We start from the raw sequence: 19674 nt of genomic DNA, 5'->3' as shown, positions 1-19674 counted from the left end.
CGTCGCGCGTCCGCTCGGTCAGGCCCGTCCGGAGCCGGCCCGAAGCGGCCGCGAGGCGTATCAACGCCGTCGCGACATATCTTCACGGAAGCTACCACGCCGGTCGTGAACATAATGTACTACCATAATAATCTTCCTGTTGAAATCCGGACTTCGGCGAGAGTGAAAAAGTGTAGTATATAAATACACCGACAGCGGCGCCGATTACACTACTTGAATGACCCTGATAGTTATGCGTAGGGCGCCTCGGGAGGTAAAGTAAAGTGGTCGTGGTCCAAGGGCCCCGCATGGACAGACAAGTGGACGTCGTCGTCGTCGGTGGGGGGTCGACGGGGTGCGGCGTCGTCAGAGACCTGGCGCGGCGCGGGCTCGATACGGTCCTCGTCGAGAAGGGGAACCTGACGCACGGCACGACCGGACGGATGCACGGCCTCCTCCACAGCGGGGGCCGCTACGCGGTCTCGGACCAGAAGAGCGCGAAGGAGTGCATCGAGGAGAACATGGTCCTCCGCGACATCGCGTCGCACTGCGTCGAGGAGACCGGCGGGCTGTTCGTCAAGCGCCCGGAGGACTCCGAGGAGTACTTCCAGGAGAAGCTGGAGGGGTGTCGGGCGTGCGACATCCCCGTCGAGGTGCTCGACGGCGAGGAGGCCCGCCGCCGCGAGCCCTACCTCGCGCGCGACGTCGAGAAGGCGATCGCCCTGCCGGACGGCGCGGTCGACCCGTTCCGACTCTGCGTCTCCAACGCGGCCGACGCCCGGGAACACGGCGCGCGGGTCGAGACGCACGCCCCGGTGACCGACGTGCTCGTCGAGGACGGCGAGGTCGTCGGCGTCGAGATCGAACACGAGACCGGCCCCGGGAAGCGCGTCCATCACGAGCCCGGGACGACCGAGGAGATCCGCGCGCGCCACGTGGTCAACGCGACCGGCGCGTGGGCGGGCAACGTCGGCGAGATGGCCGGCGTCGACGTGGAGGTCCGCCCCTCGAAGGGCGTGATGACGGTGATGAACACCCGGCAGGTCGACACCGTGATCAACCGGTGTCGACCGAAGGGCGACGCCGACATCATCGTCCCCCACGAGACCGCCTGCATCCTCGGCACGACCGACGAGGAGGTCGACGACCCCGAGGACTACCCCGAGGAGGACTGGGAGGTCGACCTGATGATCGAGACGCTCTCGGAGCTCGTGCCCGCGCTCGAAGACGCCCGGACGCTCCGCTCCTTCTGGGGCGTCCGCCCGCTGTACGAGCCCCCGGGAACGGGCACGGAGGACCCGACGGACATCACGCGCGACTACTTCCTGCTCGACCACGGCGACCGCGACGACCTCCCCGGGATGACGACAATCGTCGGCGGGAAGCTCACCACCTACCGGATGATGGCCGAGTCCATCTCCGACCACGTCTGCGAGACGCTCGACTACGAGGCGACCTGCGACACCGCCGACGCGCCGCTACCGGGCTCGGAGAGCGAGGCGCGCATGGAGGAGCTGATGGACGAGTTCGGCCTCCGCTCGCCGGTCGCGCGGCGCTCGGGCCAGCGGCTCGGCTCCCGCGCCGACGACGTGCTCGACGAGTACGACCCGAACCCGATCGTCTGTAACTGCGAGAGCGTGACGCGCGCGGAGCTCCAAGACGCGATCGGCGAGGCCGGCTCCGACCTCAACGCGGTCCGCCTCCGGACCCGCGCCTCGATGGGGAACTGCCAGGGCGGCTTCTGTACGCACCGCATCGCCGCGGAGCTCGCCGAGGAGTACCCCGAGCCCGTCGTCCGCGACGCCGAAGACGAGCTGTATCAGGAGCGCTGGAAGGGCCAGCGCCACGCGCTGTGGGGCGAGCAGCTCTCGCAGGCGATGCTGAACCACATGCTCCACGCGACGACGATGAACCGCGACGGCGACCCCGCGACCCTCGACGAGGAAGTCGACTTCGGCGCGTTCGACGCGGGCGCCGACGATGGTGCGGCCGACGCCGACGGGGCCGGATCGGCCGGAACTGCGGCCACCGACGGCGGCCGCGCAAACGACGACGCGGCCGCAGACGGGGGTCGCTGATGGCGATAACCAGCGACGTCCTCGTGGTCGGCGGCGGCCTCGCCGCGGTCACGGCGGCGGTGTCGGCGGCCCGCGAGGGCGCGGACGTGCGGCTCGTCTCCCACAAGGCGAGCACGCTGCGGCAGGCCTCCGGGCTGATCGACGCGCTCGGGTACGTCCCCGCGACGGAGCCGGCGAAGCCCCTGCGCGACGGGCCGCCGACCGCGGGGCGCGAGCTCGACCCCGACGAGTGGCCCGACCCGGAGGGGCCGCTCGCGGACCCGTTCGAGGGGATCGACCGGCTCCCCGAGTCGCACCCGTACCGGATCGTGGGCGGCGACGCGCTCCGCGACGGGCTGGACCTGTTCGACGACCTCGCCGGCGACGCGTACCGCGGCGGCCACACCGAGCGCAACGCCTTGGTGCCCACCTTCGGCGGCGCGGTGAAGCCGACGGCGCGGTACCCCGCCGCCGCGGAGGCCGGACTCGCGAGCGACGACCGACCGATGCTCGTCGTCGGGTTCCGGTCGCTCACGGAGTACGACGCGCGCGCCTTCGCCGGACGGCTGGAGGCGGCGGGCGTCCCGTTCGACGTCGCCGGCGCGGAGGTGGAGTTCGCCGAGGCGTTCCGCGCCGACGCGAAGATAACCCGGCTCGCGAAGGCGCTCGACCACGACGAGGCGATCGACGGCGTCCCGGCCCGCGAGGCGCTCGCGAAGGCGGTCTCGCCGCACCTCCACGACGTCGTCGACGAGGACGGGGGCGTCGACCGCGTCGAGCGCGTCGGCTTCCCGGCGTTCCTCGGCGACGACCGGGGCGACGAGGTCCGCGCGGAGCTCGCCGACCGGCTCGGCGCCGACGTCTTCGAGATCCCGATGGGGCCGCCGAGCCTCCCGGGCCTCCGCCTGGAGGACCGGCTGTTCGACGCGCTCGACGCCGAGGGCGTCCGGTTCGAGACCGGGAATCCCGTGGTCGGCGTCGACTCCGCGAGCGACGGGCGGGTGGAGGCGGTCGCGGTCGACCGGAAGGGGCGGACGGCGCCGTACGGCGCGGACGCGTTCGTGCTGGCGACCGGCGGCCTCGTCGGGAAAGGCCTCGACTCGGACCGCGAGGGCGCCCGCGAACCCGTCTTCGACCTGTACGTCGACCAGCCGGACGACCGGTACGAGTGGTTCGTCGACGACGCGTTCGGCGACCAGCCGTACGCGCGGTTCGGCGTCCGTCCCGACGAGCGCTGTCGGCCGACTGACGCCGACGGAGCGGTACAGTACGAGAACGTGTTCGCGGCCGGCGGGGTCGTCGGCGGCGCGGACGCGGCGCGGGAGAAGTCCGCGAGCGGGGTGTCGCTCGCGACCGGCATCGTGGCCGGACGGCAGGCGGCGACGGAGGCGAACCAATGACACGACACACCGAGGACGACGGCGACGCGGGGGACGCGAACGGGGCGAACGAACGGAGCGGCGGGCGCGACCAGGGGAGCGGGGGCGGCGGCTGCGGGGACTGCGGGTGCGGTGAGCCGACTCCCGGCGTCCCCGAGGCCGGCCGCGACGAGCAGCCGTCCATCTTCGTCCCGGACGAGGGGGAGGTACCCGACGCCGAGGCGGCAAGCGCCGGCGACGGCGACCGCGACGCGGACCGCGCGGCCACCGACGGCGGCGTCGAGAGCGCCTCGGGCGGGGCGGAGAGCGCGACCGGCGGGACCGACTCGACCGAACTCGACCCCGACGCCTACGACCCCGTGGACGTGTTCCCCGGCGGCGACCTCGACCTCCGCGAGGGGGCCGACTCCTGTTACAAGTGCACGAGCTGCGACACCTCCTGCCCGGTGGCGGAGGTCGACGACGAGTTCCCGGGACCGAAGTTCCAGGGCCCGGAACAGTGGCGGCTCAAGCGGAAGGACGACCACGACATCGACGAGTCGATCACCTCCTGTTCGAACTGCATGCGCTGTGACGACGCCTGCCCCTCCTCGGTGCCGCTCTCGCAGATGCACAACGAGGCGCGCGGGCAGTTCGTCGAGCGGCAGATGGAGAAGCTCTCGGTCGAGTACATTCGCAACCGGATCTTAGCCAACTACCGCACGTCGGCGAGCCTCGCGAGCATGTTCCCGCGGACGGCGTCGTTCGCGATGAACTTCGGGCCCGCGCGGTGGGCGATGGAGAAGGTGATGGGGATCCCGAAGGAGCGCGACTTCCCCGAGTTCGCGACGGAGACGTTCCGCGAGTGGTGGAAGGCGCGCGGCGGCGCGCAGGTGGAGAACCCCGACAAGCGCGTGGCGTACTTCCACGGCTGCTACTCCAACTACAACACCCCCGAGGTCGGCAAGGCGATGGTGCGCGTCTACGAGCACTTCGGCTACGAGGTGATGGTGCCGCCACAGAAGTGCTCGGGCACGCCGATGTTCGCGAACGGGATGCTGAAGGACGCCCGGCGTCACGCGGAGACGAACGTCGAGAACCTCGTCGAGGCCATCGGCGAGGGCGCCGACGTGATCGCCTCCTGCACCTCCTGTTCGATGTCGCTCCGGCAGGAGTACCCCGAGCTGTTCGACCTCCACGGGATCGAGGACCTCGCCGAGCACACCTTCGAGGCGCTGGAGTACCTCCGGATCCACGAGGACTTGGAGGGCGAACTCGACGCCGCCGGCGGGCTCGACGACGAGCGCGCGTTCGCGTACCACGCGCCGTGTCACGCCCGCAACCAGGGGCTCTCCCGGCAGGCGGTCGAGACGTTCCGCGACGTCGACGGCGTGAAGATGGAGGACGTCGGCGACTCCTGTTCCGGCATCTCCGGCACGTACGGCTGGAAGGAGGAGAAGTACGAGAAGTCGATGGAGATCGGCGAAGAGATGTTCGAACACATGGAGGACGCCGAGGGCGAGGTGGGCATGACGGAGTGTCCGACCTGCGCGATGCAGATGGAACACGGCACCGGCTACGAGATCGAACACCCCCTCCAGCTGCTGGAGGACACGCTCGGCGCGTAGGCGAGACCGAGCGGTTCGGGCGGCCGCCGCGCCCCCGTCGGCTGGCAGACGCGTTCTCAGACGCGATAACTGCGCGAGAATCCTTATGCGTCGAACCCGTTCAGTACGGATTACGTGACTCTCGAACAGTTTCTCGATCGCTTCGACGGACCCGAGCGCTCCGTGGTCGTCGTCAACCGAACCGACCCGGACCCCGTCTTGAACATGCTCGTGGACACCTTCGGCGACGACGTAATGCGAGTGGTCGACGGCCGCGTGACCGACGGCGCGGGCGACGGCCGCGTGACCGACGGGGCCGGACCCGTCGACGCGAGCCGGACGGTCGGCCTGACGGCCGAGGATCTGACCGGCTACGCCGGTGTCGACGGGGACGACGAGGCCGTCCCCTCGCTCGACGTGGAGGTGCTCCGCCGGCGCGACGACATCCCCTTCGACGGCGGCACTCCGGACGACATCGAGAATCTCGTCCTGCTGATGGAAGACGGGGAGGTCGTCGCCGGCTCGACGCTCAGCGAACTGGGCGACGCGGTACTGTTCGTCAACTCCGACCTGTACACCACGGGGAGCCGGTCGCTGGACGACGTGGACCTCCCGTCGGTGATAAGTGGCCTCAACGACGCGACGTTCACGCTCCGCGGGTATCCGGAGTCCAACCGCCAGAAGCTCCTCCTCATCACCATCTCTCGGTTCATCGAGCGGGCGGCGTGGACCGCCGGCGACGGCACGCTCCGCTCGTCGTTCCAGCGGCTCTCGCGCATCGACGACGAGGTCGGTACGCGGGCCGTCTACGAGCGCATCGCCGACACCGGCGTCGACACGCACCTCTACGGGGTCCCGGACGACCTCCCGGAAGACCTCGACGCGGTGATCCACGCCGGCGAGGCCCAGGACTTCACCGACAGCTGGTTCGTCGTGTACCGACCGCCGGAGGGGCCGCACCCGGCCGAGAGCGACCCGGAAAGCGACCTCGTCCGCGGTATCGAGGGGGGCGTCGGGCTCCTCGCTGTCGAGGCGGAGCCCCGCGTCTGGCGCGGCCTGTGGACGTTCGACGCGGACCGGGTCTCCCGGGTGAACCGGTACATCGAACGGAACCTCTAGCTCGGTCGTCACTTTCGTCCCGGTCGGACGTCGCCGTATCCAACCCGTGCGTTCATATTCTCGGAGCGGTGACGGGCGGCCATGTTCACGGAGCGGTCCGCGCTCGTCGACGACGCGCGCCCGATGCGGGGGTACGGCGTCGCGGTGACGCCCGGCCGCGACGGGCCGCTCGTCTTCGCCGCCGGCTACGGCGAGCCGAACCGGCTGTACGCCCGGAATGACGGCCGCTTCTCGGACACCGCCTGCGGCATCGTCGCCGACGGGACGCGCCACGGGATGGGGGTGTGCGCGGCCGACCTCGACGCCGACGGCTGCGAGGAGGTGTACGTCCACAACTGCGCGCGCGGCGTCGACGGCGGCGACCCCGACCTCCTCTTGAGCCGACTGGAAGCGGACCGGTACCGCTGGACCGACGTGTTCGCCCGCGAGGTGAACGCCGACCGCATCGACGTCCGCGCCGGCCGGTCGGTCGCCGCGCTCGACCGGCTGGGGACCGGTCGCTACGGCGTCGCCGTCTCGGGCTACGCCGCCCCGCTCGCGTTCTACGAACTCGGCGACGACGGCGAAGTCACGGACATGGCCGAGGCGGTCGGGCTGGAGGTCGACGGGGGTTGCCGGTCGCTGCTCGCGGTCCCGTACCGCTCCCGCGAGGGCGACCTGTTCGCGGGCGTCGAAGGGGGACCGAACCGGCTGTTCAGCAACCGCGACGGCCACTACGCGCGGACCGACGGCGGGCCCGACCTCTCCGACCCCGGCGGCGACACGCGCGGCGCCGCGGTCGTCGACGAGGGCGGGACGTTCGCGCTCGCGGTCGGCAACGAGTCGGCGCCGAGCCGCCTCCTCCGCTGCTCGCCGGACGGCGGCTACGACGACGTCGCTCCCGACCCGCTGCGCGACGTCGGCGCGGTCCGGACGGTCGTCGCCGCCGACTTCGACAACGACGGGCGCGAGGAACTGTTCTTCAACGTCTGCGGCGCGGAGAACCGGCTGTTCGAGCGCGTGGATCGCCCCGGGAAGCCGCCGACGTGGGAGTCCGCAGACCTCGGCGCGGCGGCTGAGCCGGACGGGTTCGGCACCGGCGCGGTGGCGGCCGACCTCGACGGCGACGGCGCGCTGGAGCTCCTCGTCGTCCACGGCGAGGTCGCCGCGCAGCCGGTGACGGCGTACGGCGACCCCGACGCCCCCGACGCCGGCTGGCTCCGCGTGCGCCCGACGACGCGCCACGGCGCGCCGGCGCGCGGCGCCGTCGTCACCTTGGAGACCGCGGACGGCGTCCAGCGGCGGACGATCGACGCGGGCGGCGGCTGCCTCTGCCAGACGGAGCCGGTCGCGCACTTCGGGCTCGGGGGCGCGGACCCGCTGCGCGCGGACGTGCGCTGGCCCGACGGCCGCGAGCGGACCGTCGTCGGCCCGAGCGCGGACCGGGAGATAACCGTCAAACACCCGTCGCTGAAGGCGACCGACCGAGACGCGCGGACGCGGCGATAGCGCGCGGGCGACGCCGGGCGAGGGGACCCCGAGTCGGCGGCGACCGCCGTGGCCAGAACTGCCGGGCTTCGCGGGTTCAAGTGTCCCCGGGCGTACGGGGAGGTATGGTGGATCCGACCTCGGAGCTCGAGGAGGACGTCGACGAGGAGTCCGCGCCGAGCTGCGCGACGTGCGGCGAGCCGGCGCTGGGGACCGGACATCGAACGGTCACGTGGGTCGACGGCGACGACGTCGTCCACCGGCACTTCTGTTCGGATCCGTGCCGTGCGGACTGGGACGACGAGCGACCGGCGGCAGGCGGGTAGTCGCCGGGAGCAAGGAACCGCGACGGCCGAACGCGGCGATTCGACGCGACGACCGGCGGCGGGAGGCTTTTTGCCCGCGGGGGTGGTAGCGTCCGGTATGATATCGCTCGACGAGGCCGTGACGGCCCGACTGGAGTCACACGGGGAGCGCTTCGAGGTCCTGATCGACCCCGACGCCGCGCTCGCGATCAAGCGCGGGGAGTTCGAGGGGGACCTCGAGGAGGTCATCGCCGCCGAGGACGTCTTCGAGAACGCCTCGCGGGGGGACCGCCCCGCCGAAGAGGACTTAGAGACCGTCTTCGGCACCACGGACGCGCTCGAAATCATCCCGGAGGTCGTCGATCGCGGGGAGATACAGATCACCGCCGAGCAGCGCGCGGAGATGCAAGAGCGGAAGCACAACCAGCTGGTGACCACCATCACGCGCAACGCCGTGAACCCGCAGATGGACGACTCGCCGCACCCGCCTGAGCGGATCGAGCGCGCCTTGGAGGAGGCCGGGTTCCAAATCGACCCGATGGAGCCGGTGGAAAACCAGGTCGACGACGCGCTTGACGCGCTCCGCCCCGTGATCCCGATCCGATTCGAGGAGGTGACGATGGCGGTTCAGCTCCCGGCCGACTACGCGGGGTCCGGGCAGGCGCAGATCCGCGAGTTCGGGGACTTAGAGCGCGAGGAGTGGCAGAACGACGGCTCGTGGGTCGGCGTGCTCACATTCCCCGCCGGGCTCCAGAACGACCTCTACGACCTCGTCAACGAGGTCACCTCGGGAGAGGGCGACGCCCGCGTGATCAAGGACAAAGACGAGCTCCGGACCCGCTGACGCATAAAGACGAGCCCCGGACCCGCTGACGCCGACACGGACCCGATCTAATCCGAATCGCGGCCGCAGTTTCACCGCCTCCGAGAGGTTGATGCCGGCGGGCCGCGGCTCGGATCGCATGCATCCACGCGCGGCGGAGTTCGAGGAGCTGGCGGAGGAACGGTACGGCGTCGACGTCGACGTGCTGGAGTTCGACGGTGGCACGGAGACCGCGGCGGCCGCCGCCGACGCCGTCGGCTGCGAGACCGGCGCCATCGCGTCGACCATCGTCGTCTCGCTCTCGGGCGGCGACCGGGACGGAGCGCTCGTCGCGGCGATCACGAGCGGCGCGAACCGGCTGGACCTGGACGCGGTCGCCGAGCACTTCGGCGCCGACGCAGCCGAGATGGGCGACCCGGAGCGGATCCGCGAGGTCGTCGGCTGGAGCATCGGGGGCGTCCCGCCGATCGGTCACGACGCCGCGCTCCCGACCGCCTTCGATCCGACGCTCACCGGGTACGACACGGTGTACGGCGCGGCCGGGACGCCGAGCGCGGTGTTCGCGGTCGCCCCCGAGACGCTCGCCGAGCTCGCGGACGCGACCGTCGTCGACCTCACCGAGTGACGAGCGGCGCCTCCGATCCGCAGCGCCCGCGGCGTGTTGTTAAGCGAGCGTGTGCTCGGCGGGTGAGTTATTAATTCTACTTTGTGAAATAATAACCTTTTTCTATTAATCCACGGTACGGATCGGTATGACTCACTCACGGCGGTCGGTGCTGCGGCGCGGCGCGGGCCTCGCGGCCGCGGGGGCGGCGGCGTCGCTGGCGGGATGCTCGGGCGGGGGCACCGGCGGCTCCGAGGGGTTCGACTCGGGCTACGCCGCCTTCTTCACCCTCAAAGACTGGGCAAACGAGGTCGCGGGCGAGCGCGCGAGCTTCGAGGACCCCGTCGACGTGGGGCAGCTCGGCCACGGGTGGACGCCGGACGGGACGCTCGCCGCCGACGTGGCCGCGACGGACGCGTTCGTCTACCTCGACAGCCCGGAGTTCGCGTGGGCGCAGGACCTCGCCGCGACGCTGGAGGCCGACTACGACTCCGTCGCCGTGGTCGACGTGCTCGACGGGCTGGAGGACGACCTCCTCGACTGGGACCACAGTCACGGCGGCGAAGGCGGCGACCACGACGGGGAAGGCGGTGACCACGACGGCGAGAACGGGTCCCACGACGGCGAGAGCGAGACGCGGTACGACCCGCACGTCTGGGTCGATCCGGTCCTCGCGGCCGAGATGGTCGAGACGATCGCCGCGGGGCTGGGCGAGGCGGACCCGGAGAACGCCGACGTGTACGCCGCGAACGCCGAGGCGTACGCGGAAGAGCTCGGCGCGGTCGACGACGCGTTCGAGGCGATCGCCGACGAGGCCGCGCGCGACGTGGCGGTGTTGGCGGGCCACAACTCCTTCCAGTACTTGGAGGCGCGCTACGGGTTCCGGCTCCACTCGCCGGTCGGCGTCTCGCCGCAGAACGAGCCGACGCAGTCGGAGATCGCCGGCACGATCGACCTCGTCGACACGGAGGGGATCGACGTCGTGCTGTACGACCGCTTCCAGTCGCCCAGGCTCGCCGAGTCGATCGTCGAGAACAGCGACGCCACCGAAGCAGTCCCCGTCACGCCCGCCGGGGGGACGACGCGGGAGTGGAACGACGCCGGGTACGGCTACCTCGAACAGATGACCGAGATCAACGTCCCCGCCTTCGAGCGGGCGTTCGACGCGCAGTGAGCCGATCCGACCTCGCGTCGGCGGTCGAGCGGTCCGGTGACGGCGTCCCCGCCGCCGGACTAAAAGAGCTAAACGTGCGGCCGACCCAGATGGGAGACACGCAGTGAGCGCAATCGTCGACCTCGACGGCGTGACGTTCGCCTACGGCGACACCGTGGCCGTGAGAGACGTCTCCCTCACCGTCGAGGCGGGGGACTTCCTCGGGCTCGTCGGCCCGAACGGCTCCGGGAAGACCACCCTCCTCCACCTCATGCTCGGCCTCCACGAGGCGGACGAGGGGTCGGTCGAGCTGTTCGGGCGACCGATCGAGGAGTTCGACGACGGCGGGCGGATCGGCTACGTCTCCCAGAAGGCGACGAGCCGGGGCGGCGCGATGCCGGTCACCGTCCGCGAGTGCGTCACCATGGGCCGGTTCGCGCACGCCGGGCGGGGCCGCCTCTCCGAAGCCGACCGCGCCGCCGTCGCGGACGCGATCGAGACGGTCGGGATCGGCGACCTGACCGACCGGCTCGTCTCGGAGCTATCCGGCGGGCAGAAACAGCGGGCGTACATCGCTCGCGCCCTCGCGAGCGACGCTGACCTGCTCGCGCTCGACGAGCCGACGGTCGGCGTCGACGCCGAGTCGCGCGACGCCTTTTACGCCCTCCTCGACGACCTCAACGACGAGGGGATCACGGTCATCCTCATCGAGCACGACATCGGCGTCGTCACCGACCGCGCCGACCGCATCGCCTGTATCAACACCGAGCTGTACCACCACGGAGACACCGAGTCGTTCGTCGAGAGCGACGCCCTCGCCGAGGCGTACGGGACGACGGGACAAGTCGTCCACCACCACCACTGATGAGCGGGGAAACGCCTGCTGACGACCGGGAGCGTCTCCGACCCGACCGGGGGCCCCGGCGGACCGCGGAGCTCGTCGGGATCGGGATCACCGGCGTCGTCGCGGTCGGCATGCTCGGGTTCCTCCTGCTGTACTGGGCGCAGGACCTCCCGGTCGCGAGCGAGCTCTACGCCGCGTTCCGCTCGCTCGGCCGCGCGATGGACGCCGCGTTCGGCACGAACGTGTTCCGGCACCCGATCATGTGGCAGTCGATGGCGGTCGGGGTGCTCGTCGGGGTGGTCGCCCCGCTCGTCGGCTCCTTCCTCGTCCACCGCGAGATGGCGCTGATCGGCGAGACGCTCGCGCACACCGCGTTCGCCGGCGTCGCCGTCGGCATCCTCCTCACCTCCTCGACCGGGTGGAACGGGTCGCTGCTGCTCGTCGCGCTCGCGGTGGGCATCCTCGGCGCGCTCGCGGTCCAGTGGCTCACCGAGCACACCGACGCCTACGGCGACGTGCCCATCGCGATCATGCTCAGCGGGAGCTTCGCGGTCGGCACGCTGATCATCAGCTACGGCGACGGGCTCACCGGGGTCAACGTCGAGGGATTCCTGTTCGGGAACCTCGCGGTGGTCACGCCGGAGGGCGCGCGGCTGATGGGCGCGCTCTCTTTGATCGTCGTCGCCGGCGTGGCGATGACGTACAAGCAGCTCCTCTTCATCACCTTCGACGAGCAGGCCGCGCGGGTCGCGCAGCTGAACGTCACCGGCTACAACACCCTGCTCGTGGTGTTGACCGCGGTCGTCGTCGTCGGCGCGATGCAGGTGCTCGGCGTCATCCTCGTCGCCGCGATGTTGGTCGTCCCCGTCGCGGCCGCCTCGCAGGTCGCCCGGAGCTTCCGCGAGACGATGTACCTCGGCGTGATCTTCGGCCAGCTGTCGGTGCTCGGCGGCTTCGCCGTCTCGATCGGGTTCGGCCTCCCGTCGGGGGGATCGATCGTCGTCACGGCCATCGCGGTGTACCTCGCGAGCGTCGTCGGCTCCGGCTCCGCCGCGACGGCGATTTCGACGCACGGGTGAGTTCGGCCGACCCGGTTCTCGCCCCGCGAGCGACGGTCGTGCGCGGGTCGCGTCCGGTTTCCACAGACCCTTATGTCGCGGCCGCGACCCACGCGTATGGGAGACACCGAGACCTACACGGTCACCGGCCCCGACGGTGACGAAGAGTCGTTCGAACTGCCCGCCGGCCTCGTCGACGTGCTCAGCGAGCAGGGCGAGCCCGCGACCGCCGTCGTCTCCGACGTGATCGTCCAGGCGATGGCCCAGCAGGCGCACGTCATCGTCCACCACAGCGAGGGCGACGTGCCCGAGGACATCGCGGAGATGGAGGAGACTGCCGCGGAGCTGTTCGAGGAGCGCTTCGGGCAGCCGCTCGAAGAGGCGCTCGGCCACTCGCACTGAGCGGGTTCGACGCGTCGCGGCGCCCGAAGCCGCCCGGGCTTCACCCGAACGAGTTCGCCCGTCCGGCCGCTTAAGCCGGTCGAGACCCTATCTTCTCACATGCCTACCGACCCGGACGGCGCGGACGCGCCGGTGTTGATCTTCGACGGCGACTGCCCGTACTGCTCGGTCGCGGCGGTGGCGCTCCGCCGGCTCGACGGCGTCGTCGCGGTCCCGTGGGAGGCCGACCCCGTCGGGCCGTTCCTCGACGCGCAGTTCGGCTCCCGGCCGTTCGCGATGGTGTTCGTCGACCCCGCGAAGCGCCGGGTGTACGCCGGCCGGTCGGCGGCCGAGGAGCTTGCGGAGCGCGCTGGAACCCCCGGGATCGTCGGCGGGCTCGTCCGGGACAACTACGACCGCATCGCGGACGTCGTCGGGACGCTCTCCGGCCGCGACCGCGACCCGGCCGACTTCCACGACACCTACCGACTCGGCGACGAGGCGAACGATCTGGTCGGACCGCTCCGGGCGGCCGCCGACGAGGCGCCGGCCGCGCTGTCGTGAGCGCGGTCGCGAACGCCGCTCCGGCGGTGGTCGACCGATGAGCGACGCCGCTGGGGGCAGCTACACGCTCGTCGTCGCCCTCGCGGACGACGCGACGGTGTCGGCGGGCGCGCTCGGCGAGCATAGCCTCCCGGCCGGCGCGTACGCGTACACGGGGAGCGCGCTCGGCGCAGGAGGGTTCTCGCGGGTCGACAGACACCGGCGGACCGCCCGCGGGGATAACGACACCCGACACTGGCACGTCGACTACCTGCTCGGCCACCCGGCGGCGCGGATCGACCGCGTCGTGCGCAGCGTCGGCGTCGACGTCGAGTGCGCGGTCGCCGAGCGCCTCCCGGCCGGCCCGGTCGACGGGTTCGGCGCCTCAGACTGCGGGTGTCCGAGCCACCTCGCAGGCGGGGATGATGGCGAGCGCGCGCGAGAGCGCGGCGGCGACGCCGGCGGCGCGCTCGACGCCCTCGCGGAGCGCGCGCTGGCGGCGCACGAGGCGGCGGTTGCCGAGACCGACGACCCGGACGCGACAGTCGACGTCGTCTCGGGTTCGGCGGAGTGAGTCCCCGTCAGAGGTCGTAGCGCTCGACGACCTGTCGCAGCTGTTCCTCGCGGCCGCTCATGGCGTCCTCGCGGAGTGCCTCCTCGTCCTCGGTCGGACACTCCAGGTCGGGGACCGGCGTCGGGCGGCCGTCGTCGTCGAGCGCGACGAACGTGAAGTAGGAGGTGGTCGTCCGCCGCGTCTCGTCCGTTCGGGGGTTCTCCGCGCGCACGTCGACCTTCACGTCGACGCTCGTCCGGCCGGTGTTGAACACGTACCCCTCGATGATGGCGACCTCGCCCATCTCGATGGGCGCGATGAAGTCGACGTGGTCCATCGAGGCGGTGACCACCTGCCGGTTCGCGAAGCGCATGCCCGCGATGGCGCCGCAGATGTCCATCCAGTGCAACACGGCGCCCCCGAGCGCGCGGCCGAGGTTGTTCGTGTCGTTCGGGAGCAGCATCTCCGTCATCTCGGTGTGCGAGGAGGCGAGCGTGGCCGTCTCGTCCATGCCCCTCGTGTGAGGGCCGGCGACTTGAACGGCCGGCTTCGCCGGCGGCCGGGCGGAAAGCGAAGCCGGCGCCGGAGCGCCCCCTCAGCGCTCCCCAGAGGGGTCCTCGGAGGGGTCGTCGTCGCCGAATCGGAGCGAGTCCCGCGGCCGGCCCGCCTCGTCTATCACCTCGTCGGTCACGACGATCGGACAGTCGACGCGGACCGCGAGCGCGAGGGCGTCCGAGGGGCGGGCGTCGAAGACGAACCGCTCCGGCTCGCCGTCGTCGTAGCGCTCGGCGTCGACCTTCGCGTAGAAGGTGCCGTCGTGGAGGTCGTCGACCCGGACGCGGTCGATGGCGCCGCCGAACTCCGTGAGGATGTCGACGAGCAGGTCGTGCGTGAGCGGTCGGTCGAACGGTTCGCCCTCCAGCGCCAATCCGATCGAGCGGGCCTGGTCCCCGCTGACGAATATGGGGACGTACTCGCCGCGCGCGGAGAGGATCACCGCCGGGACGTCGCCGCTCGGCGCCGAGCCCGCGCCGACCCCGACGACCTCGGCTTCGTGTTCCATACGCGAACGTGGTGGCGGCCGCTTGAATAGCTGTCCCACGCGCGACCGCCGGGCGTCCCCGATCTCGTCAGTTCGAGGCGCGGTACCAGTACGCCCACGCGAGCGTGAACACGACCGCGGCGCCGACGAAGAAGACGACGCCCGGCTCGACGAGCGAGACGGCGTACTCGGCGAGCGGGTCGCCGACGAGTTCGATCGCCCCGTCGGTGCCCTCGGCGGCGGTGTTCTGGTCCGGCACGCTCTCTATCGTCGGCCCGCCGCCGTCCCCGCCGTCGGCCGTGGCGGTGCCCGCGTCGCCGCCGCCGGAGCGGGTGGTGAACCCGGCGCCGCCGAGCGAGCCGACCGCGAGGAGCCGCTGGGCCGCGAGCGCGGCGAGTCCGATGATCCCGTAGCCGCCGAGCAGGCGCATCAGCGCGGTCTTGATCCCGGTCGACTCCTCGGAGCCGCCCGAGAACAGCACGAGCGGTTCGTCCGCGGCGGCGTACACGTCCATCTCGCGGCCCTTCTCGGAGTAGGCGGTGTCGACGACGTCGACGAGGTCGGCCTCGTCGAGCCGCGAGAGGTGGTACTGGACGTTCTGGAGCGAGGTGTCGACCTCTTCGGCGAGTTCGGACTTCGTCGCCGGGCGGTCGTGGAGCGTCGAGAGGATAGCCCGCGCCGTCTCGGAGCCGAGGGCGGCGATGAGGTCGTCGGCCTCGTCGTCGTCGACGCCGACAACCCGTGGCTCGCGCTCCTCGGGGGTCGCGTCCGGCAGGGAGGGCAACAGCCGGGACATGCGAACACGTGAGACGCGTGAGAATACAAATTTGTTGGATCGTCGGGAACGCGCGAACCGTCGGGGCGCGTCCCGAAGCCAGCGACCGACTCACAAACCCTAAACGCGGTGACCGAGTACGACGGGTGATGACACAGCCGTCACGGGGAAGCGAGGAGGCGCCCCCGTCGACCGACCGATCTCCCCGGGCCGACGGCGGCGACCTCGACGGCGCGCCGCGCGGCGACGCTGCGGGCGAGGGGAGCGTCACGGTCGTCGGGACCGCCCACGTCTCGGAGCGCTCCGTCGACGAGGTCGAGGAGACGATAGACCGGGAGCGCCCAGACGTCGTCGCCGTCGAGCTCGACGAGGGGCGCTACCGCCAGCTCAACGGCGAGACCCCGGACGACCTCGACGCCGGCGACCTGCTCAGGGGGAATACCGTGTTCCAGTTCCTCGCGTACTGGATGCTCTCGTACGTCCAGACGCAGCTGGGCGAGCGGTTCGACATCGAGCCCGGCGCGGACATGAAGGCCGCCGTCGACGTCGCCGAGTCGCTCGGCATCGACGTGGCCCTGGTCGACCGCGACATCCAGACCACGATCCAGCGCTTCTGGGCCCGGATGACGGTTACCGAAAAGCTCCGGCTCGTCGGCGGGCTCGCGTTCGGCGTCAGCGACCCGCGCGTCGCCGGCGTGATCGGCGGGCTCCTCGTCGGCCTCCTCGCCGGCCCGGCGATCGGCCTCTTCGGCGGCGCCGTCGGGATCACGCAGGCCGTGCTGACGAGCGTCGCCGCGGGCGTCCTCGTCGCGCTCGTCGTCGGCATCGCCGTCGATCAGGTCGGCACGCTCGCGCTCTCGCCGGACCAGCGGCTCTACGCCGCGGTCGGCACCGGGCTGGCCGCCGGCGTCGCCGCCGGCGTGACGGGCGTTGCCAACGGGATCGTCTCGACGTACCTTGGCGGGTTCCCCGTGACGGCGATCGGCGGCTTCGGGATCGGCATCGGCCTCGGCTTGGTCGTCGGCGCCGTCCTCGCGCTCGCGGTCGGCGCGTTCGCCGGCGGCGACGTCGACGCCGAGGCCGGCGGGATCGAGGAGCTCGACGAGGCCGACCTCACCGACACCGACGTGGTGACGATGATGATGGAGGAGTTCCGGCAGTTCTCCCCGGGCGGCGCGGAGGCGCTCATCGACGAGCGCGACGCGTTCATCGCCCACCGGCTCGTCGCGCTCCGGGAGGCCGGCCACGACGTGGTCGCCGTCGTCGGCGCCGGCCACCGCGCGGGGATCGAGGGGTATCTCAGGGACCCCGCGACGCTCCCGCCGATGGAAGATCTGGTCGGGCAGGAGTCGGGACGGGGGCTCCCGTGGAAGAAGGCGGTCGGCTACGCGATCACGGTCGGCTTCGTCGGCTTCTTCCTGCTGCTGGCGCTGGGCGGCGCCGGGAACGCGTTCCTGCTCCGCCTGTTCGGCGCGTGGTTCCTGATCAACGGCGTCTTCGCGTTCGCCTTCGCGAAGGTCGCCGGCGCGCGCTGGCTCTCGGCCGGCGTCGGCGGCGCCGTCGCGTGGCTGACCTCGATCAACCCGCTGCTCGCGCCCGGCTGGTTCACCGGCTACGTCGAGCTCCGGAGCCTGACGGTGAACGTCGCCGACATCGGCGCGCTCAACGACCTGCTCGCCGACGAGACGCGCTCCGCGACCGAGCTGGTCTCCGCGATGCTGGACGTGCCGCTGTTCCGGCTCATCGTCGTCGTCGCGATGACGAACGTCGGGAGCATCGTCGCGAGCTTCCTCTTCGCGGCGTACGTCATCCCGGCGATGTTCGGCGCCGAGGTCGGCGGCGTCGAGGACGTCGGGCGGCTGCTCGTCGAGGGCGCGCTCAACGGCGCCGACCTCGTGCGCGGCGCCGTGGGGGGGATCGCATGAGCGGCGGCAGCGCGGTCTCCGGGCGGCGGATCGCGGGCCTCTACTTCAGCGGGACCGAGCTCCGCGACCTGCTCGTCGCGTGGCTCGCGCTCGGCGTGGCATTTATGTTGTTCTTCGTCGGCGGGTCGGGCGGCATCGGCCGGATACTCGCGGCGGGCGTGGTCCCGCCGCTGTTCGTCGCCCTCTCGACCGCGGGGGTCGCCTTCCTGCTCCACGAGGTGGCGCACAAGGTCGTCGCGGTCCACTACGACCAGGTGGCGGAGTTCCGCGCGGACAACAGCATGCTGTTTTTGGCCGTAATGAGCTCGCTCCTCGGATTCATCTTCGCCGCGCCCGGCGCCGTCCATCACCGCGGGCGGCTGACCCCCCGCGAACACGGCCACATCGCGCTGGCCGGCCCCGTCGTGAACCTCGGGCTGATGGTCCTCTTCTTCCCGCTGTACGCGCTCGGCGGAATCCTCGGCAGCGAGATCGTTATCATCCTCGGCGCGCGCGGCATCGCGATCAACGCGTTCCTCGCGGCGTTCAACCTCGTCCCGTACGGTCCGCTCGACGGGAAGACGGTGATGGGGTGGAGCAAGCCGGTCTGGGCGGCCGTCTTCGTCCCGTCGGTGCTGCTCGCCTTCGGGCTCGTCTTCGTCGTCGGGCTCGGGTTCGGCGGGCCGTTCTGATCGCCCGCCGTTCTCTCCGGCAACCGCTCGCCGCCCGGCGGAACGGTGCGTTTTTGCTCCGCGGGCGTGCCCCCTCACACATGACCGAGGGCAACGGCGGCGACGGCGGATCGGCGGGCGACGACGGGGGACCGGACGACGGCGACGAGCTCACTTACGCGGACGCGGGCGTCGACATCGACGCGAGCGAGGCCGCGACCGCGGCCCTGATCGGCGCGGTCGGGGCTGACACCGAGGCGGAGGGTTCCGGGAGCGAGTACGCCGGCCTGCTCGACATCGGGGACCGCTACCTCGCGCTCGCGACGGACGGCGTCGGGACGAAGCTGCTGGTCGCGGAGGCGCTCGGCGACTACTCGACGGTCGGCATCGACTGCATCGCGATGAACGTCAACGACCTCGTCGCGGCCGGCGTCCGGCCCGTCGCCTTCGTCGACTACCTCGCGGTCGACGAGCCGGACGAGCGGTTCGCCGAGCAGGTCGGCGAGGGGCTCGCCCGCGGCGCCGAACTCGCCGACATGGAACTCGTCGGGGGCGAGACCGCGGTGATGCCGGAGGTGGTCCGCGGGCTCGACCTGGCCGGCACCTGCGCGGGCCTCGCCGCGAAGGACGGCGTGTTCGACGGGCGGGCCGAGCCGGGCGACGCCCTGGTCGGCTGGCGCTCGTCGGGGATCCACTCGAACGGGCTCACGCTGGCGCGGGAGGCCGTCACGCGCGACCACGCCTACACCGATCCGTGCCCGTTCGGCGACTACGAGACGCTCGGCGACGCGCTGCTCGAACCGACCGCGATATACACCGACCTGCTCGACCCGATGCGCGCCCACGGCGTCCGCGGCGCGGCCCACGTGACGGGCGGCGGCTGGACGAACCTCGAACGCCTCGGCGGCCACCGCTACGCCATCGACGACGCGTTCGAGCCGCAGCCGGTCTTCGAGTTCGTTCGGTCGGAAGGGAACGTCTCCGACGAGGAGATGTACCGCACGTTCAACATGGGGACCGGCTTCGTGGCCGCCCTCGACCCCGACGACGCGGACGCCCTGGCCGACGCGACCGACGGGCGCGTGATCGGCCGCGTCGAGGCCGCCGAGGCGAGCGACGAGGCTGGCGACGAGGACGAAGCGACCGTCGCGGTCCGCGGACTGGAACTGTAAGCCGCCGTCTCCGGGGTAGCGGAGAGAATCGCGGTCACCGGGGAGACCCGGCGTGACGTGCCGTCGAGTGGCCCCTTATCCGCGCCGTCGACCTCCGTTCAGTTGATGAGCGACGACGAGGAGTCGGACGGCGAGAGCGGGGACGGCGACGTGAGCGACGGCGATACGAACCACCTCGACGACGTGGCGGACGGCGCGGGCTGTACGGAGATCTGGGAGCGCCTCTCGGAGCGACGGGAGGAGTAGGCCGCGGTCCGGT

General features: G+C 71.6%; 21 protein-coding genes. 18 read left to right on the top strand and 3 right to left on the bottom strand.

From position 1 onward, the window contains the following. Positions 1 to 287 precede the first annotated feature (287 nt). From glpA to C466_RS10100, 14 genes are all read left to right on the top strand, one after another. Entirely contained in the window at positions 288 to 2057 is a 1770-nt protein-coding gene (gene glpA / locus C466_RS10165; RefSeq protein WP_004596239.1) for an anaerobic glycerol-3-phosphate dehydrogenase subunit GlpA, read from the top strand. Continuing rightward, positions 2057 to 3436, top strand: a complete 1380-nt coding sequence (gene glpB / locus C466_RS10160) for a glycerol-3-phosphate dehydrogenase subunit GlpB (RefSeq protein ID WP_004596240.1) — start codon at positions 2057 to 2059, stop codon at positions 3434 to 3436. Before glpA ends, glpB begins: the two co-directional genes overlap by 1 nt. Beyond that, on the top strand, positions 3433 to 5022 hold the full coding sequence (locus C466_RS10155) for an anaerobic glycerol-3-phosphate dehydrogenase subunit C (RefSeq protein ID WP_004596241.1): 1590 nt from the start codon (positions 3433 to 3435) through the stop codon (positions 5020 to 5022). The genes glpB and C466_RS10155 overlap by 4 nt, the downstream gene beginning before the upstream one ends. A gap of 114 nt (positions 5023 to 5136) precedes the next feature. Further along, positions 5137 to 6120, top strand: a complete 984-nt coding sequence (locus C466_RS10150) for a hypothetical protein (RefSeq protein ID WP_004596243.1) — start codon at positions 5137 to 5139, stop codon at positions 6118 to 6120. A gap of 81 nt (positions 6121 to 6201) precedes the next feature. After that, the gene (locus tag C466_RS10145; RefSeq protein ID WP_004596245.1) at positions 6202 to 7608 is read left to right on the top strand and encodes a CRTAC1 family protein; all 1407 of its coding nucleotides are present in this window, start codon (positions 6202 to 6204) and stop codon (positions 7606 to 7608) included. 104 nt (positions 7609 to 7712) lie between these two features. Next, on the top strand, positions 7713 to 7913 hold the full coding sequence (locus C466_RS10140; protein ID WP_004596247.1) for a DUF7576 family protein: 201 nt from the start codon (positions 7713 to 7715) through the stop codon (positions 7911 to 7913). 97 nt (positions 7914 to 8010) lie between these two features. After that, positions 8011 to 8736: a ribosome assembly factor SBDS gene (locus C466_RS10135; RefSeq protein ID WP_004596249.1), complete on the top strand. Its 726-nt coding sequence runs from the start codon at positions 8011 to 8013 to the stop codon at positions 8734 to 8736. 118 nt (positions 8737 to 8854) lie between these two features. Continuing rightward, positions 8855 to 9340 (top strand): YbaK/EbsC family protein, encoded by a 486-nt coding sequence (locus tag C466_RS10130; RefSeq protein WP_004596251.1) that lies wholly within the window; start codon positions 8855 to 8857, stop codon positions 9338 to 9340. A gap of 127 nt (positions 9341 to 9467) precedes the next feature. Then, a complete protein-coding gene (locus C466_RS10125; protein WP_004596253.1) occupies positions 9468 to 10493 on the top strand; it encodes a metal ABC transporter substrate-binding protein in 1026 nt (341 codons plus the stop codon). A gap of 103 nt (positions 10494 to 10596) precedes the next feature. Beyond that, positions 10597 to 11337 carry a metal ABC transporter ATP-binding protein gene (locus tag C466_RS10120; protein ID WP_004596255.1) on the top strand — a complete coding sequence of 247 codons (741 nt, stop codon included), beginning with the start codon at positions 10597 to 10599 and terminating at the stop codon, positions 11335 to 11337. Further along, on the top strand, positions 11337 to 12395 hold the full coding sequence (locus C466_RS10115; protein WP_004596257.1) for a metal ABC transporter permease: 1059 nt from the start codon (positions 11337 to 11339) through the stop codon (positions 12393 to 12395). Before C466_RS10120 ends, C466_RS10115 begins: the two co-directional genes overlap by 1 nt. Before the next feature lie 96 nt (positions 12396 to 12491). Continuing rightward, complete coding sequence (locus tag C466_RS10110; RefSeq protein ID WP_004596259.1) at positions 12492 to 12776, top strand: DUF7545 family protein; 285 nt, start codon at positions 12492 to 12494, stop codon at positions 12774 to 12776. Positions 12777 to 12875: 99 nt separating this feature from the next. After that, positions 12876 to 13319 carry a thiol-disulfide oxidoreductase DCC family protein gene (locus C466_RS10105; protein WP_004596261.1) on the top strand — a complete coding sequence of 148 codons (444 nt, stop codon included), beginning with the start codon at positions 12876 to 12878 and terminating at the stop codon, positions 13317 to 13319. Between the two features lie 37 nt (positions 13320 to 13356). Then, positions 13357 to 13872 carry a GIY-YIG nuclease family protein gene (locus C466_RS10100; protein ID WP_004596262.1) on the top strand — a complete coding sequence of 172 codons (516 nt, stop codon included), beginning with the start codon at positions 13357 to 13359 and terminating at the stop codon, positions 13870 to 13872. Positions 13873 to 13879: 7 nt separating this feature from the next. Here the strand turns inward: C466_RS10100 and C466_RS10095 are convergent, their stop codons facing one another. The 3 genes from C466_RS10095 to C466_RS10085 all read right to left on the bottom strand — a co-directional run bounded on the left by C466_RS10095 (position 13880) and on the right by C466_RS10085 (position 15689). Continuing rightward, the gene (locus C466_RS10095; RefSeq protein WP_004596264.1) at positions 13880 to 14362 is read right to left on the bottom strand and encodes an acyl-CoA thioesterase; all 483 of its coding nucleotides are present in this window, start codon (positions 14360 to 14362) and stop codon (positions 13880 to 13882) included. Positions 14363 to 14446: 84 nt separating this feature from the next. Further along, the gene (locus tag C466_RS10090) at positions 14447 to 14914 is read right to left on the bottom strand and encodes a bifunctional nuclease family protein (protein ID WP_004596266.1); all 468 of its coding nucleotides are present in this window, start codon (positions 14912 to 14914) and stop codon (positions 14447 to 14449) included. A gap of 67 nt (positions 14915 to 14981) precedes the next feature. After that, positions 14982 to 15689, bottom strand: coding sequence for an ArsR/SmtB family transcription factor (locus tag C466_RS10085; RefSeq protein ID WP_004596268.1), 708 nt, complete (start codon positions 15687 to 15689; stop codon positions 14982 to 14984). 128 nt (positions 15690 to 15817) lie between these two features. Between C466_RS10085 and C466_RS10080 the strand changes: the two genes are divergently transcribed. The 4 genes from C466_RS10080 to C466_RS17010 all read left to right on the top strand — a co-directional run bounded on the left by C466_RS10080 (position 15818) and on the right by C466_RS17010 (position 19661). Then, positions 15818 to 17593 carry a TraB/GumN family protein gene (locus C466_RS10080; protein WP_004596270.1) on the top strand — a complete coding sequence of 592 codons (1776 nt, stop codon included), beginning with the start codon at positions 15818 to 15820 and terminating at the stop codon, positions 17591 to 17593. Then, the gene (locus tag C466_RS10075) at positions 17590 to 18264 is read left to right on the top strand and encodes a zinc metalloprotease (protein ID WP_004596272.1); all 675 of its coding nucleotides are present in this window, start codon (positions 17590 to 17592) and stop codon (positions 18262 to 18264) included. Before C466_RS10080 ends, C466_RS10075 begins: the two co-directional genes overlap by 4 nt. A gap of 80 nt (positions 18265 to 18344) precedes the next feature. Continuing rightward, a complete protein-coding gene (purM, locus tag C466_RS10070) occupies positions 18345 to 19415 on the top strand; it encodes a phosphoribosylformylglycinamidine cyclo-ligase (RefSeq protein ID WP_004596274.1) in 1071 nt (356 codons plus the stop codon). 105 nt (positions 19416 to 19520) lie between these two features. Further along, a complete protein-coding gene (locus C466_RS17010) occupies positions 19521 to 19661 on the top strand; it encodes a hypothetical protein (protein ID WP_004596276.1) in 141 nt (46 codons plus the stop codon). The last annotated feature ends 13 nt before the right edge of the window (positions 19662 to 19674 follow it).

Source organism: Halorubrum distributum JCM 10118 (assembly GCF_000337335.1).
Classification (GTDB): domain Archaea; phylum Halobacteriota; class Halobacteria; order Halobacteriales; family Haloferacaceae; genus Halorubrum; species Halorubrum distributum.
This window is presented reverse-complemented; position numbering and strand designations above follow the sequence as displayed.

Bases quoted from the DNA above. Each gene is read 5' to 3' on its own strand.
- C466_RS10110 (WP_004596259.1), top strand. From the start codon at position 12,492: ATGGGAGACACCGAGACCTACACGGTCACCGGCCCCGACGGTGACGAA.
- C466_RS10105 (WP_004596261.1), top strand. From the start codon at position 12,876: ATGCCTACCGACCCGGACGGCGCGGACGCGCCGGTGTTGATCTTCGAC.
- C466_RS10115 (WP_004596257.1), top strand. From the start codon at position 11,337: ATGAGCGGGGAAACGCCTGCTGACGACCGGGAGCGTCTCCGACCCGAC.
- C466_RS10075 (WP_004596272.1), top strand. From the start codon at position 17,590: ATGAGCGGCGGCAGCGCGGTCTCCGGGCGGCGGATCGCGGGCCTCTAC.
- C466_RS10085 (WP_004596268.1), bottom strand. From the start codon at position 15,689: ATGTCCCGGCTGTTGCCCTCCCTGCCGGACGCGACCCCCGAGGAGCGC.
- glpB (WP_004596240.1), top strand. From the start codon at position 2,057: ATGGCGATAACCAGCGACGTCCTCGTGGTCGGCGGCGGCCTCGCCGCG.
- C466_RS10145 (WP_004596245.1), top strand. From the start codon at position 6,202: ATGTTCACGGAGCGGTCCGCGCTCGTCGACGACGCGCGCCCGATGCGG.
- C466_RS10135 (WP_004596249.1), top strand. From the start codon at position 8,011: ATGATATCGCTCGACGAGGCCGTGACGGCCCGACTGGAGTCACACGGG.
- C466_RS10080 (WP_004596270.1), top strand. From the start codon at position 15,818: ATGACACAGCCGTCACGGGGAAGCGAGGAGGCGCCCCCGTCGACCGAC.
- C466_RS10130 (WP_004596251.1), top strand. From the start codon at position 8,855: ATGCATCCACGCGCGGCGGAGTTCGAGGAGCTGGCGGAGGAACGGTAC.
- C466_RS10125 (WP_004596253.1), top strand. From the start codon at position 9,468: ATGACTCACTCACGGCGGTCGGTGCTGCGGCGCGGCGCGGGCCTCGCG.
- C466_RS10155 (WP_004596241.1), top strand. From the start codon at position 3,433: ATGACACGACACACCGAGGACGACGGCGACGCGGGGGACGCGAACGGG.
- C466_RS17010 (WP_004596276.1), top strand. From the start codon at position 19,521: ATGAGCGACGACGAGGAGTCGGACGGCGAGAGCGGGGACGGCGACGTG.
- purM (WP_004596274.1), top strand. From the start codon at position 18,345: ATGACCGAGGGCAACGGCGGCGACGGCGGATCGGCGGGCGACGACGGG.
- glpA (WP_004596239.1), top strand. From the start codon at position 288: ATGGACAGACAAGTGGACGTCGTCGTCGTCGGTGGGGGGTCGACGGGG.
- C466_RS10090 (WP_004596266.1), bottom strand. From the start codon at position 14,914: ATGGAACACGAAGCCGAGGTCGTCGGGGTCGGCGCGGGCTCGGCGCCG.
- C466_RS10140 (WP_004596247.1), top strand. From the start codon at position 7,713: ATGGTGGATCCGACCTCGGAGCTCGAGGAGGACGTCGACGAGGAGTCC.
- C466_RS10095 (WP_004596264.1), bottom strand. From the start codon at position 14,362: ATGGACGAGACGGCCACGCTCGCCTCCTCGCACACCGAGATGACGGAG.
- C466_RS10100 (WP_004596262.1), top strand. From the start codon at position 13,357: ATGAGCGACGCCGCTGGGGGCAGCTACACGCTCGTCGTCGCCCTCGCG.